Source organism: Caldimonas mangrovi (assembly GCF_023721835.1).
GTDB classification, from domain to species: Bacteria; Pseudomonadota; Gammaproteobacteria; order Burkholderiales; family Burkholderiaceae_C; genus Caldimonas; species Caldimonas mangrovi.
Map to the genome: position 1 here is coordinate 84,472 of NZ_JAMKFE010000019.1, position 12,975 is coordinate 97,446.

12 protein-coding genes are annotated in these 12,975 nt (G+C 69.5%); 10 read left to right on the top strand and 2 right to left on the bottom strand.

Annotated elements, in window-relative coordinates:
• Positions 1 to 18 precede the first annotated feature (18 nt).
• Entirely contained in the window at positions 19 to 396 is a 378-nt protein-coding gene (locus tag M8A51_RS23390; RefSeq protein WP_251780964.1) for a hypothetical protein, read from the bottom strand.
• Between the two features lie 168 nt (positions 397 to 564).
• Between M8A51_RS23390 and M8A51_RS23395 the strand changes: the two genes are divergently transcribed.
• From M8A51_RS23395 to M8A51_RS23430, 8 genes are all read left to right on the top strand, one after another.
• Complete coding sequence (locus tag M8A51_RS23395) at positions 565 to 951, top strand: VOC family protein (protein WP_251780965.1); 387 nt, start codon at positions 565 to 567, stop codon at positions 949 to 951.
• A gap of 371 nt (positions 952 to 1,322) precedes the next feature.
• The gene (locus tag M8A51_RS23400) at positions 1,323 to 1,826 is read left to right on the top strand and encodes a DUF2867 domain-containing protein (protein ID WP_251780966.1); all 504 of its coding nucleotides are present in this window, start codon (positions 1,323 to 1,325) and stop codon (positions 1,824 to 1,826) included.
• Positions 1,827 to 1,912: 86 nt separating this feature from the next.
• Positions 1,913 to 3,304, top strand: a complete 1,392-nt coding sequence (gene creD, locus M8A51_RS23405) for a cell envelope integrity protein CreD (RefSeq protein WP_251780967.1) — start codon at positions 1,913 to 1,915, stop codon at positions 3,302 to 3,304.
• 162 nt (positions 3,305 to 3,466) lie between these two features.
• Positions 3,467 to 5,491 (top strand): fibronectin type III domain-containing protein, encoded by a 2,025-nt coding sequence (locus M8A51_RS23410; protein WP_251780968.1) that lies wholly within the window; start codon positions 3,467 to 3,469, stop codon positions 5,489 to 5,491.
• A 78-nt stretch (positions 5,492 to 5,569) separates the two neighbouring features.
• Complete coding sequence (locus tag M8A51_RS23415) at positions 5,570 to 6,055, top strand: GFA family protein (RefSeq protein ID WP_251780978.1); 486 nt, start codon at positions 5,570 to 5,572, stop codon at positions 6,053 to 6,055.
• Positions 6,056 to 6,185: 130 nt separating this feature from the next.
• On the top strand, positions 6,186 to 6,980 hold the full coding sequence (locus M8A51_RS23420; protein ID WP_251780969.1) for an SDR family NAD(P)-dependent oxidoreductase: 795 nt from the start codon (positions 6,186 to 6,188) through the stop codon (positions 6,978 to 6,980).
• A 132-nt stretch (positions 6,981 to 7,112) separates the two neighbouring features.
• Positions 7,113 to 7,517, top strand: coding sequence for a NirD/YgiW/YdeI family stress tolerance protein (locus M8A51_RS23425; RefSeq protein ID WP_251780970.1), 405 nt, complete (start codon positions 7,113 to 7,115; stop codon positions 7,515 to 7,517).
• A gap of 111 nt (positions 7,518 to 7,628) precedes the next feature.
• Positions 7,629 to 9,308, top strand: a complete 1,680-nt coding sequence (locus tag M8A51_RS23430; protein ID WP_251780971.1) for a GMC family oxidoreductase — start codon at positions 7,629 to 7,631, stop codon at positions 9,306 to 9,308.
• A 12-nt stretch (positions 9,309 to 9,320) separates the two neighbouring features.
• Here the strand turns inward: M8A51_RS23430 and M8A51_RS23435 are convergent, their stop codons facing one another.
• On the bottom strand, positions 9,321 to 10,325 hold the full coding sequence (locus tag M8A51_RS23435) for an integron integrase (RefSeq protein ID WP_251780972.1): 1,005 nt from the start codon (positions 10,323 to 10,325) through the stop codon (positions 9,321 to 9,323).
• Between the two features lie 249 nt (positions 10,326 to 10,574).
• On the opposite strand from M8A51_RS23435, the gene M8A51_RS23440 reads away from it, so the two are divergent.
• Positions 10,575 to 11,447, top strand: a complete 873-nt coding sequence (locus M8A51_RS23440) for a tyrosine-type recombinase/integrase (protein WP_251780974.1) — start codon at positions 10,575 to 10,577, stop codon at positions 11,445 to 11,447.
• A gap of 8 nt (positions 11,448 to 11,455) precedes the next feature.
• Complete coding sequence (locus M8A51_RS23445) at positions 11,456 to 12,637, top strand: IS91 family transposase (protein ID WP_251780975.1); 1,182 nt, start codon at positions 11,456 to 11,458, stop codon at positions 12,635 to 12,637.
• Positions 12,638 to 12,975: the final 338 nt, after the last annotated feature.

Consider the following 12,975-nt stretch of genomic DNA (forward strand, 5'->3'; position numbering starts at 1 on the left):
TCCTCCGTCTTCACGGGTTCAAGCGGCTTTGCGCGGCCCGATCGATTTGCCGCGGCGCGGCTTGGCGCCATCGCGGCGCCGGGCGTGCCGTATGGCCTCGGCGGCCACGCGCGCGGCTTCCCGGGCCAGCGGCTGCGGCGAGCGGCACAGCCCGGAACGCGCGTAGTGCAGGTTCTCGTAGAGCTGGCGCGCGGCGGGGAAGTCGTCGAGCAGCGACAGCAGCGCCGCATCGGAGCGCACCGAGGCCAGCGCCTCGGTCAGGCACTGCACGACGAAGCTGAACTGCTCGGCGTCGGCCCCGTCGACGCCGTGCTCCAGCCTTTCGAGGCGGCGGGCAAGCATGAACACGACCGTCAGGCGGGCGGGAACTTGCGGAAAGCCGTAGAGGTAGTGCACGCGGGACTCGTTGAAGAAACTGTCGATGCGCCGATTCTGGCCAGCGCGAACACCGACAAACCGTGGAGTTGCCGGCGCTTTGCACCAGATGTAACGCGGTCCCCGCGCCCCGGCGGGCATGCGGTTTGCTGTTCCGGGCCGCCGCACTCTTTTTGCCGGAGGCCCCTCTTGCACCGAAGCCGACTGGCCGCACTGGTGATCGACTGCCAGGGCGGCAACCTCGATCGACACGCCGAGTTCTGGGGCCAGGCGCTTGGATGCCCGCGCTTGCCGACGAGCGAGGAGTGGGCGAAGCGCTACGCCAATCTTGCAACGTCGCCCGAGGAGGTGCGCGTGCTGCTGCAGAAGGTGGATCACCCGAGCCGCGTGCACCTGGACATCGAGACCGACGACATCACCGCCGAAGTGCAACGGCTGTCGCGGCTGGGGGCGACTGTGGTGGAGGTCAAGGAGCGCTGGACCGTGATGGAGGCACCAACCGGCCACCGCTTCTGCGTCGTGCACCCGCAGCGCGGCGACTTTCCGGATGGGCCCGGAGTGAACTGCTGGCCTTGACGTTTCGGACCCGCAGGCACGCAAATCGCACTCCCGCAACTTGTCAGAACAGACAGTTTCAGCACCCGGTGCGCCCGAACAGAATCGTCTTCGAAGGCACAAATCAGGGAAGAGGCCGCCACAAGGAGTGACCCGGCGTGGCGGCGGCGAGTGCTCTTCGGCGCAGGCTCCTCTCCCTGCGCTGCAGGGCACCTGCCGCCGCCACGCCGCGGGACACCAAGACAGCGGTCGCCTGTCTCGGGGAGTCGCGCCGGCAGCCGGTGCGGCCCGGTCCGGCAGCACAGCCGGCCGGCAGCCGCCCGGCTGCGGCCATTTCCGTACCGCGTCCTGACCCCTGCCCCACGGATAATCGCGCGGCGAAGGGGCCCGAGATGATCCAAGAAACCTGCATACCCAGCGGCAGCGACATCGAGCGCTACGCCCGCGGCGCCTACTTCGCCGACGCCTATTCGGCCCCCTGCCCCGAAGACGGTCGCACGGCCTTGCAGCTCTACCTCGACCACATGGCCCGCACGCCGCGCTGGGTGAGCGCGCTGATGCGCCTGCGCAACCGGCTGGTGCGCCTGGTGGGGCTGAAGGACCTGGGCGGCTTCGGGTTGCAGCCCGGGCAGTCGAGCACACCGCGCCCGGGCGACCGGGTCGGCATCTTCACGCTGGTATCGGCCCACGACGACGAGGTCGTGCTGACCGACGCCGATCGGCATCTCGACGTCTGGATCTCAGTGCGCCGTCCCGCGCCGCAGCACCCTCAACGGGTGGTCGTGTCCACCGTGGTCAAGGTGCACAACGGGCTCGGGCGCTTCTACATGTTCTTCGTCGGGCCGATGCACAAGCGCATCGTGCCGGCGGTGCTGACGCGCCTGCCGGCCGCCTGACACTTCACCGGCTCTTCACACACTTCACGCGCCGCGCACCGCCGGCTTCGACACTCCGCGGCTTCAAACGCCATGGAGGATTGAAGATGAAGAACGTGTTGCTGGGCAAAGCGATGGCCATCGCGGCCATCACGCTGCTGCTGCTGCTGGGGCTGGGCCACATCGCCGACCTGGTCGACGAGCGCCGACAGCGCCAGCAGGAAGCGCAATGGAGCGTAGAACAAGGCCAGGCCGGCCGCCAGACGCTGCTCGGGCCGGTGCTGCATCGCAGTTGCACCGAGGAATGGGACACGCCCGTCGGCGAAGGCGCCGGCCGCAAGCTGGTGACGAGCAAGCGGGAGGTGCTGCTGGCCGCCGTGCCGGACCAGTTGACGCTCCACGCCGATGCGGCGCTGGAGGCGCGGTACCGCGGGTTGTTCAAGGTCAACAGCTATGCCGCAAAAACGCGCCTGCAGGCGCGCTGGGCCGACGTGGCCACGCTGCAGCCGAAGGCCGAACACGCCGGCTCGCGGCTGCAGTGCCAGGCGCCGGTGCTGATGGTGGCGCTCAGCGACGCGCGCGGCATCCGCGTGGCGCAGGTGCAAGCCGACGGGCAGCGGCTGGACGTCAAGGCCGGCACCGGCCACCCCGCCTATCCACGCGGCTTCCATGCCGTGCTGCCGGCAGCACCAGAATCCGGCGCGGTACAGGCCGACGTGACGCTGGAACTGGTCGGCACCGGGGAGTTCTCGCTCGCACCGGTGGCGCACCACACGCAGGTCGAGCTGCGTTCGGATTGGCCGCACCCTTCGTTCGGCGGCCGCTTTCTGCCGGCGCAGCGCGAAGTGGATCAGGACGGCTTCCGGGCCGAGTGGCGGGTCTCGTCGCTTGCGACCACCGCCCCGGCCGACGTGCTGCGCGGCGCGCCGCTATGCCCTTCGTCCACCGGCGGCAACGAACCCGAAGGCGGCTGCATCGAGGCCTTCGGCGTGTCCTTCATCGACCCGGTGAATCCCTATGTGCTGGGCGACCGGGCCACCAAGTACGGCGTGCTGTTCATCGCGCTCACCTTCGTGACGGTCGCGATGGTCGAACTGCTGAAGAAGCGGCGTGTGCACCCGGTGCAGTACTTGCTGGTCGGCTGCGCGCTGGTGCTGTTCTTCCTGCTGCTGCTCAGCCTGTCGGAGCACTTCGCGTTCGGCCTCGCCTACGCCGGCGCGAGCACCGCATGCGCCGCGCTGCTGGCCTATTACGCCAGCCACATGCTGGGCGGCTGGCGGGCGGGCCTGGGCTTCGGCGCGGCCGTTGGCACGCTCTATGGCGCCTTGTACCTGCTGCTGCAGATGGAGCAGACCGCGCTGGTGATCGGCTCGCTGCTGCTGTTTGCGGTGCTGGCGCTGATCATGGTGCTGACGCGCCGGCTCGACTGGTATGGCTTGTCGGGCACCTTGAACGGCCGGCCCGGCGCGGCCCCTCCCGCCTCGGAAGGCCAGCAGTGAGCGCCGCCAGGCCCGCGGGCCATCAGCCTTCACTTGCTCTTCTTGCGTCGTGTTACCGTTACAAACCACGGTCTTGCCCGATGCTGCGCACACATCGAACGCGCCGTCAGGCGGGCAGAGTTGCGGCGACGGGGTCGCGCCGACAGGAACAGGAACACGAACATGTGGCGTTGGGAATGGCAGGGGGCCGCCGCGGCCCTGGTGTTGAGCTTGGCCGCGTGCGGTGGCGGTGGCGGTGGCGGTGGCGGTGAACCCGGCCCGGACCAGCCCCCCGCTTCCGGGCCCGATACGACCGCGCCTTCTGCGCCTGCCAACCTCGGCGCCAGCGCCGGCTCGTCAAGCCGGATCACCCTGAACTGGACCGCCAGCACCGACAACGTCGGCGTCACCGGCTACCGGGTCGAGCGCTGCCAGGGCGCCGGCTGCAGCAGCTATGCGCAGGTGGCCACCCCCAGCGGCACCTCGTACACCGACAACGGCCTGGCCGCCAGCACCTCGTATTCATACCGGGTGTACGCGCGCGACACCGCCGGCAACGCCAGTGCGGCGTCGGCCGCCGCCAGCGCCATCACACCGGCGTCGAGCAGCGGCGGGCCCGACGCCACCACCGCCGGCGTCGTCACCACGCCCTTTCCGACGCTGCAGAACCTGAGCGTGGAATGGGCGATCACCGGCGACGACAACCTCAACGGGGTCGTCACGGTGCGCTACCGCAAGCAGGGCGCCAGCACGTGGCGCCGGGGCTTGCCGCTGCGCCGCGTGCCGGCGGGCAGCAATGCCGGCTTCTCCTGGGCCAACCGGCATTCGGGCAGCGTCTTCGACCTGGACCCCGGCAGCACCTACGAGATCGAGCTGAGCCTGGACGACCCGGACGGCGGCTCGGCGACACGGACCGTCACCGCTGCCACGCGCCGCGTGCCGGCACCGGCCGCCGGCGGCACCGTGAAGGCCGTGACGCCGGCCACTTTCTCGGGCGTGGCGGCGTCCGCGCAGCCGGGCGACATCCTGGAACTGGGCGCTGGCAGCTACGGCGGCTTCACCGTCGCCGCCAGCGGCACCGCGTCGCAGCCCCTCGTGATCCGCTCGTCGGCCGGCGCGGTGGTCAACGGCAACATCGAGCTGCTGGACCGCGCCCACGTGCAGCTCGACGGCCTGACGGTCAATGGGCGCATCCGCTTCAACCGCTCGAACCACATCGCGATCACCCGCTGCACCATCAACACGACGGGCGACGGCATCGTGACCTTCCTGCGTTCGGAAAACGCCTACATCGCCGACAACGTGATCACCGGCGCGACCACCTGGGCCGAGAGCTCGCTCGGCGTCGACGGCAACAACGTCGGCGAGGGGGTCATCGTCACCGGCCCGGGCCACGTGATCATGAACAACCGCATCCGCGGGTTCCGTGACGGCGTGTCCTTCCTGGAGCAAGGCGAGGCGGACGACCAGTACAGCATCGACGTGCTGAACAACGACATCCGCAACGCGGCCGACGACGCCATCGAGGCTGACTACTGCTTCCACAACTGCCGCATCCTGCGCAACCGCATCACCAACGCGTTCCAGGGCATCTCGTCGCAGCCCAGCCTGGGCGGGCCCACTTACCACGTGCGCAACGCGATCTACAACGCGGTGCTGAGCGCCTTCAAGCTCAACAACACCAGCATCGGCGACGTGCTGCTGCACAACACGGTGGTCAAGAACGGCGACGGCTTCGGCGTCTATGCCGGCGTGCCGGTGCGGCACCTGTACGCCCGCAACAACCTGTTCATCGGCGGGCCTGGCGGCAGCTACAACGGCTACAGCAGCGGCAGCGGCCGGGTGGTGTCGCTCGACACGCTGGACACCGCCACGTCGTCGCTCGACCACGACGGCTACGGCTACACCACCGGCATCTTCAGCGGCCGCATCGGCGGCACCAACTTCAGCAGCTTGGCGCAGCTGCGCAGCAACACCTCGGAGAAGAACGCGGTGCAGCTGGGGCTGGACGTCTTCAACGCGAGCATCGCCTACCCGGCGTCGCCGATGACCGCCTTCAGCCCCCCCGACCTGCGCCTGGAGACCGGCTCGGCCGCGGTGGACGCCGGCGTCGCGCTGCCCAACGTCAGCGATGGCTATGGCGGCAGCGCGCCGGACCTGGGCGCCTACGAAGCCGGCGCCGCATTGCCGGCCTACGGCCCGCGCTGACTTCGCCGCGCCCGCTTGCGCGCCGCGCCTGGCCGGCGTGCAATGTGGCCTTCCCGATCACTCGTGAAGGCCACACCCATGCTGCTGGAAGGCTCCTGCCACTGCCGCGCCGTGCGATTCAGCGTCGAATCGCACGAGCCCTACCCCTTCATGCGCTGCTACTGCTCGATCTGTCGCAAGACCGCCGGCGGCGGCGGCTATGCGATCAACCTCGGCGCCGACTTCCACACGCTGAAGGTCACCGGGCGGCGCTCCCTGGGCGTGTACCGCGCCCGCATGGGTGACGCGGACGACGCCGAGACCAGCACCGGCCAGCGCCACTTCTGCAAACGCTGCGGCAGCGCGCTGTGGCTGTTCGATCCCACCTGGCCCGATCTGGTGCACCCGCACGCCAGCGCGATCGACACGCCGCTGCCCGCGCCGCCGCACACCACGCACATGATGCTCGGTTCCAAGGTCGGCTGGGCCCAAGCCGAGAAGCGCGCGGGCGATGCCTGCTTCGACGAATACCCCGACGAATCCTTGGCTGCGTGGCACGAGCGCCACGGGCTGCACGACACGTAGTTTTTGCTGCGGCTACGCAAGAGTTGCAGGCTCCTGCGTGCAGCCTTCGCGCTGCTGCAGGCGTCCGCCCCGGGCCTGCTGGGCATGGAATGCGCTACCTCCTCCAGTTGCGAACACAGGGGAATACCGCATGAAGATCGACCTCAAGGGCAAGGCCGCCGTGGTGACGGGTGCCACCCACGGCATCGGCCGCGCGATCGCCACGGGTTTGCTCGAAGCCGGTGCGTCGGTGACCATCAACGCCCGCTCGCGCGACGACGTGCACGCTGCGGTGGACACGCTGCGCCGCACGGCGCTCAACGTCGAGGTGCGCGGCGTGGCCGCCGACCTTGGCACGCCGGACGGCTGCGCGGCGCTCGTCAAGGCCATTCCCGACGCCGACATCCTGGTCAACAACGTCGGCATCTACGAGCAGCGCGATTTCTTCGACACCAGCGACGACGACTGGCAGCGGCTGTTCGACGTCAACGTGATGTCGGGCGTGCGCTTGGCGCGGCACTACCTGCGCGGCATGTTGCAGCGCGACTGGGGCCGGGTGGTGTTCGTCTCGTCCGAGTCGGGCATCAACATTCCGGCCGACATGCTGCACTACGGCTTCACGAAGGCCGCGCAGCTGGCGGTGTCGCGCGGGCTGGCGAAGCTGACGCGCGGCACTGCCGTGACCGTGAACGCCGTGCTGCCGGGGCCGACCCGCACCGAAGGCGTCGAGCGCATGATCGCGGCGATGGCGGCCGAGCAGCACCGCAGCCCCGACGAGATCGCCGCCGGCTTCGTGCGCGAGCACCGGCCCAGCTCCATCATTCAGCGGCTCGCTGCGCCCGAAGAGGTGGCCCACATGGTGGTGTACGCCTGCTCGCCGCAGGCGTCGGCGACCAACGGCGCTGCCCTGCGTGTCGAAGGGGGTATCGTGGACACGCTAGTCTAGATCGCCCCTACGGCCTGCGGCCGCCCCTCGAGGGGCGATGCTGGCGGACCGGCGGAGCCGGATCCGCGGCATCACTCAGTGAATCGGTCGTGCCGGCGCGTTGTGCCAAGGTTATGAGGGCAAGGAACAGACATGAAAACGGTAACGTTTCTATTCCCAGTCGCGGTGCTGACGGTCGCCGCGCCGTTGTCGTTCGCGCAGGGCCCGGCACTCGAAGACACACCGCCCCCGCCGCCGCAGACCAGCGTCGCCGAGATCCGCTCCGAGCCCACCCCGGGCCGGGAGATACGGCTGCGCGGCCAGCTGGTGCGCGAAATGGGCGACGGCGTGCGCCTGTTCACCGACGACTCGGGCAGCATCCCCGTCGACCTGAACCATACGGCGCTGAAGGTGGACCGCGAGGTGGACGGACGCTCGCCGGTCGAGGTGGTCGGCGAACTGGACGGCCCGGCCGACGCGCCGCCCACCGTGCGTGTGCGCAGCCTCACCGTGGTGGCGCCGCAGCCGCCGGCCCCCCCGGCACCGACCGCCGACTGATGCACATGTGAGAGACTCCCGGCCGGGAGGCAACCCGACAACGAGGCCTGCCCGGCGAGACGCCCAGCGCCCCTGGGGCGCGAAGCCGGCGTGCGGCCCCAGGAGACCACCGTGGCCCCGACGCCCCAGCCCGAGCCGGCCCGCTTCGACTACGTGATCGTCGGCGCCGGTACCGCCGGCTGCCTGCTGGCCAACCGCCTGAGCCGCGACCCGGCCAAACGCGTGCTGCTGCTCGAAGCCGGCCGCAAGGACGACTACCACTGGATCCACATCCCGGTGGGCTACCTGTACTGCATCGGCAACCCGCGCACCGACTGGCTTTACCGCACCGAGGCCGACCCGGGCCTCAACGGCCGCACGCTGCGCTACCCCCGCGGCAAGGTGCTGGGCGGCAGCTCCAGCATCAACGGCATGATCTACATGCGCGGCCAGCAGCGCGACTACGACCGCTGGGCCGAGCTGGCCGGCGACGACCGTTGGCGCTGGGACCACTGCCTGCCGTACTTCAAGCAGCACGAGAACCACTGGCGCCTGGACCCCGAACACCGGGCGCAGGCAGGCGAGGCGTTCGCCGCGCTGCACGGCCACGGCGGCGAATGGCGCGTGGAAAAGCAACGCCTGCGCTGGGAGGTGCTGGACGCGTTTGCGCAAGCCGCGCAGCAGGCCGGCGTTCCGGCCACCGACGACTTCAACCGCGGCACCAACGAAGGCGTGGGCTACTTCGAGGTGAACCAGCGCGCCGGCTGGCGCTGGAACACCGCCAAGGCCTTCCTGCGCCCGGCCTGCATGCAGCGCCCCAACTTCACGATGTGGACCGGCTCGCAAGTGGCGAAGCTGCTGACCGAGCGCGACGGCACCGGTGCGCTGCGCGTGACGGGTTGCGAAGTCGTCACGCCGAGCGGCCGGCAAACGGTGCACGCGGCCGGCGAAGTGATCCTGGCCGCCGGCGCCATCGGTTCGCCGCAGATTCTGCAGCTGTCGGGCATCGGCCCTGCCGCGTGGCTGCACGAGCATGGTGTGCCGGTGGCGCACGAACTGCCGGGCGTCGGCGGCAACCTGCAGGACCACCTGCAGATCCGCGCGGTGTATTCGGTCGAAGGCGTGAAGACGCTCAACACGCTGGCCGGCCGCTGGTGGGGCAGGGCGCTGATTGGCCTGGAATACGCCTGGCGCCGCAGCGGCCCGATGAGCATGGCGCCGTCGCAACTGGGGGCCTTCACCCGCTCGTCGCCCGAACATGCGTGGCCCAACATCGAATACCACGTGCAGCCGTTGTCGCTGGAAGCCTTCGGTGAGCCGCTGCACCCGTTCAACGCGTTCACGGCCAGCGTTTGCAACCTGAACCCGACCAGCCGCGGCTTCGTGCGCATCCGCTCGCCGCGGCTGGAGGATGCGCCGCGCATCATGGCCAATTACCTGTCCACCGCCGAAGACCGCCAGGTGGCCGCCGACTCGCTGCGCGTGACGCGCCGCATCGTCGAGCAGCCGGCACTGCAGAAGTACCGCCCGCAGGAGGTGAAGCCCGGTGTGCAGTACCAAAGCGACGAAGAGCTGGCGACGCTGGCCGGCGACATCGCGACCACCATCTTTCACCCGGTGGGCACGTGCAAGATGGGCCGCGACGACGACGACAGCGCCGTGGTCGACGCCCGACTGCGCGTGCGCGGTGTGCGCGGGCTGCGCGTGGTGGACGCCAGCGTGATGCCGACGATCACCAGCGGCAACACCAACTCACCGACGCTGATGATCGCCGAGCGGGCGGCAGAGTGGATCGTGCAAGACGGCCGCTGAGGCCGCCCCTCGTCATAGCGCGTCGAGCGGGCTGCGCACCCCGCGGCCGCCTTTGTTGAGCACGTGCGTGTAGATCATCGTGGTGGCGACGTCGGCGTGGCCCAGCAGTTCCTGCACCGTGCGGATGTCGTAGCCGGCCTGCAGCAGGTGGGTGGCGAAGCTGTGGCGCAGCACGTGCGGTGAGCAGGGCTTGACGATGCCGGCGCGGCGGGCCGCCGCAGCCACCGCCCGCTGCACCGAATGTTCGTGCAGGTGATGGCGACGTTCCTTGCCGGTGCGCGGGTCGACCGAGCGCACAGGGCTGGGAAACACGTACTGCCACCCCCACGATCTGCCCGCGCTGCGGTACTTGACCGCCAGCGCGTCGGGCAGGTGCACTTCGCCCAGGCCGGCGTCGAGGTCCTTGCGATGCCAGGCCTGGGCCTGGTCGACCTGCTGCTGCAGCGGCAGCAGAAGATTTTCCGGCAGCACCGTCACCCGGTCCTTGTTGCCCTTGCCTTGCCGGACGATCAACTCGCGCCTCTCGAACTCCACGTCTTTGACGCGCAGGCGCAGGCATTCGAGCAAGCGCATGCCGGTGCCGTACAGCAAGGCCGCTGCCAGCCACATCGTCCCGTTCATCTGCAGCAGCAGGTCACGCGCTTCCCGCTGCGTCAACACAACCGGCAGGCGCCGCGGCACCTTGGCCGCGACGACATCGGCCAGCCACGGCAGATCGAGGCCGAGCACTTGCCCATACAAGAACAGCAAGGCTGCCTTGGCCTGGTTCTGCGTGGACGCCGCCACTTGCCTGTCGACCGCGAGGTGCGTCAGAAAGGCCGCCACCTCGGCCGCCCCCATTTCGCGCGGGTGCCGCTTGCCATGGAACAAGATGAACCGGCGCACCCAGTCCACATAGGTGTCTTCCGTGCGCAGAGAGTAGTGAAGCAGCCGCGCCCGGTGCCGGATCTGATCCAGCAACCGCGGCGGCCGGCTTTCGCGGGCGACCGCGCTTACGGTGTCGGTGAGCGGCTCCATCCGTGAAATATTAGGCGGCCTAACGCATAAGGGGCACCCCGCAGAAGGGGGTGCGAACCCAGGCGGGATATGTTGGGCCCTCGAAAGAGGGGATGGATTTGGGCCGCGTGCTCGGATACGCTGCGGGTTACCTAATAAACGTTGAACTAAACCGCTGACGCGGTGGAGGTATTCGAGCGAGAAGGGATGGTGATCGCCGTAGCTTGACCGGTGCGGGCATGTGCCCGAGCGTGGATCAAGGAGAAGGCGATGACTGCACTTCGTCAACGCATGCTCGATGCGATGGTGCTGCGCGGCCTGGCGGTGCGCACACAGCAGAGCTACCTCGATGCGGTGGCGCGCCTGGCGCGGCACTATGGCCGCAAGCCCGACGGGCTCACATCTGAGCAGGTACAGCAATACCTGCTGCACCTGGTGCGCGAGCGGCACCTGGCGCGCTCCAGCGTCAACCAATGCGCCTGTGCCTGCCGGTTTTTCTACGGTACCGTGCTGGGCCTGGACGCGCGAGCGTTCCAGATCCCGTTGGCGCCGGCCACACAACGCCTGCCCGAGTTGCTGTCACGCGAGGAGCTGGCGCGGCTGTTTGCCGCGGCCTGCCATCTCAAGGCGCGCAGCTTCCTGATGGTGAGCTACGGCACGGGCTTGCGCCTGAGCGAGCTGTGCCGGCTGCGCATGCAGCACATCGACAGCGCGGCCGACCGCCGCTGCATCCGCGTCGAACAGGGCAAGGGGGCGCACGACCGCTACGTGCCGCTGAGCGACGACGTGCTGCAAGTGCTGCGCACGTGGTGGCAACGCACCCGCTCCAGCGCCTGGCTGTTCGCCACGGCACGCGATGAGCGCTGCCCGCTGGACGGCCGCATGGCGCAGCGCTGGTACTACCAGGCGCGCGACGGCGCCGGCATCACCAAGCGGGGCGGCATCCACACGCTGCGCCACTGCTACGCCACGCACCTGCTGGAAGCCGGCGTCGACCTGCACACGCTGCAGCAATGGCTGGGACACCGCCACGTCAGCACCACCATGCGCTACCTGCACCTGGCACGACCGGACCAGCCCGAAGGCGTGCGGCGCGATCCGCTGTCGCTGCTGGGCTCGTTGCCGGCCCCCGTGACGCACTGAAGCCCGCCGTGGCCGTGACGCTGGCCGAGGTGCTGCGGCGCTTCGGCCCCGAGTACCTGCGCTCGCACACCTTGAGCACCGTGCAGGCCAAGGCATGGCGCGCGATCTTGGCCTGCCGCACACCGGCGCTGGGCGGGCAGCGCTGGGGTTGCGAGGGCTGTGGCGCCCAGCAATGGCGCTGGCACTCGTGTCGCAACCGGCACTGCCCGCAGTGCCAGAGCCGAGAGCGCGACGCCTGGCGCCGCGCCCGGTTGCAGGAACTGCTGGATGTGCCGTACTGCCACCTGGTGTTCACCTTGCCGCACGAGCTGAACACCCTGGCCGCCGCGCATCCGCGCTGGGCCTACGAGACGCTGATGCACAGCGTTGCCGCCACGCTGCGGGAGTTCGCCGCCAACCCGCGCTGGCTCGGCGGCGTGCCCTCCTTCACGCTGGTGCTGCACACGTGGACGCAGGACCTGCGCCGGCACCTGCACGCGCACGCTGTGATGGCCTGTGGGGCGCTGGGCGATGACGGGCAGTGGGTCTCGCCGCGCCGTAGCGAGCGCTTCCTGTTCCCGGTGCAGGCCTTGTCGCGCGTGTTCCGCGGCAAGTTCGTGCAGGCGCTGCAGGCTGCCACACAAGCGGCTGCGCTGCCGCGTGATGCGCTCACGCCGCAACAGCAACAGCAGCGCCTGCAGGCGTTGCGCCGCCATGACTGGGTGGTGTACGCAAAAGCACCGTTGGATGGGCCGGCGGCGGTGCTGGACTACCTCAGCCGCTACACGCACCGCACGGCCATCGGCCATGAGCGGCTGCTGGGCATCGAGGGCGGTGCGGTTCGCCTGCGCGTGCGAGCCACCGGGAATGCAGGCGGCAAGCGCGTCATTGCCGTACCGGGCGAGCAGTTCGTGCACCGGCTGATGCAGCACGTGCTGCCCCTGGGCTTCAAGCGCATCCGCCACTATGGCTTGCTGGCGCCGGCGGCCAAGACACGGCAACTGGCGTCGGCACGCGCGGCGCTGCAGATGCCACCGGCTCACCCGCTCGTCCAGGAGCAGGTGCGCGAGTTCATGCTGCGTGTGGCGCGCTTGGACCTGGCGCGCTGCCCACGCTGCCGCAGCACGCGCTGGCGTGTGGTCGAGTCCTTGCCCTGCATGGTTCGCGCTCTCCCTGCGTGGCCGGTGGTCCTGGGCAGGGGGCCACCGTGAGTTCATACATAACCATTGCGTCTGAAAAACGCTGCCGTGTGTCCCTGGCAGCGGAGGTTGCCTTGTGCTTGGGGTGTGGCGATGAACAACGCACCCGCCCGGCTCGGCTCTGCACGCTTGGGTACATCGCCCGCCACTCGAATGGCGCCTCGCCTCCTGCCCGCTCGCTTGGGCGGCCTGCCCGCCTGCGTTGCGCAAACCCGGCTCCGAAACTTACACTGCCCATGCCCGCGCCGTAGCGGCGCTTCAGTTCAACAAGGTTTATCCCCCGCCATGCAGCCTTCGCCTGCTTCTTCTGCTTCGTCTCAGCGGCGGATAAACGCTATTCGTTAGGCGTC

Bases quoted from the DNA above. Each gene is read 5' to 3' on its own strand.
- M8A51_RS23400 (WP_251780966.1), top strand. From the start codon at position 1,323: ATGATCCAAGAAACCTGCATACCCAGCGGCAGCGACATCGAGCGCTAC.
- creD (WP_251780967.1), top strand. From the start codon at position 1,913: ATGAAGAACGTGTTGCTGGGCAAAGCGATGGCCATCGCGGCCATCACG.
- M8A51_RS23410 (WP_251780968.1), top strand. From the start codon at position 3,467: ATGTGGCGTTGGGAATGGCAGGGGGCCGCCGCGGCCCTGGTGTTGAGC.
- M8A51_RS23415 (WP_251780978.1), top strand. From the start codon at position 5,570: ATGCTGCTGGAAGGCTCCTGCCACTGCCGCGCCGTGCGATTCAGCGTC.
- M8A51_RS23420 (WP_251780969.1), top strand. From the start codon at position 6,186: ATGAAGATCGACCTCAAGGGCAAGGCCGCCGTGGTGACGGGTGCCACC.
- M8A51_RS23425 (WP_251780970.1), top strand. From the start codon at position 7,113: ATGAAAACGGTAACGTTTCTATTCCCAGTCGCGGTGCTGACGGTCGCC.
- M8A51_RS23435 (WP_251780972.1), bottom strand. From the start codon at position 10,325: ATGGAGCCGCTCACCGACACCGTAAGCGCGGTCGCCCGCGAAAGCCGG.
- M8A51_RS23440 (WP_251780974.1), top strand. From the start codon at position 10,575: ATGACTGCACTTCGTCAACGCATGCTCGATGCGATGGTGCTGCGCGGC.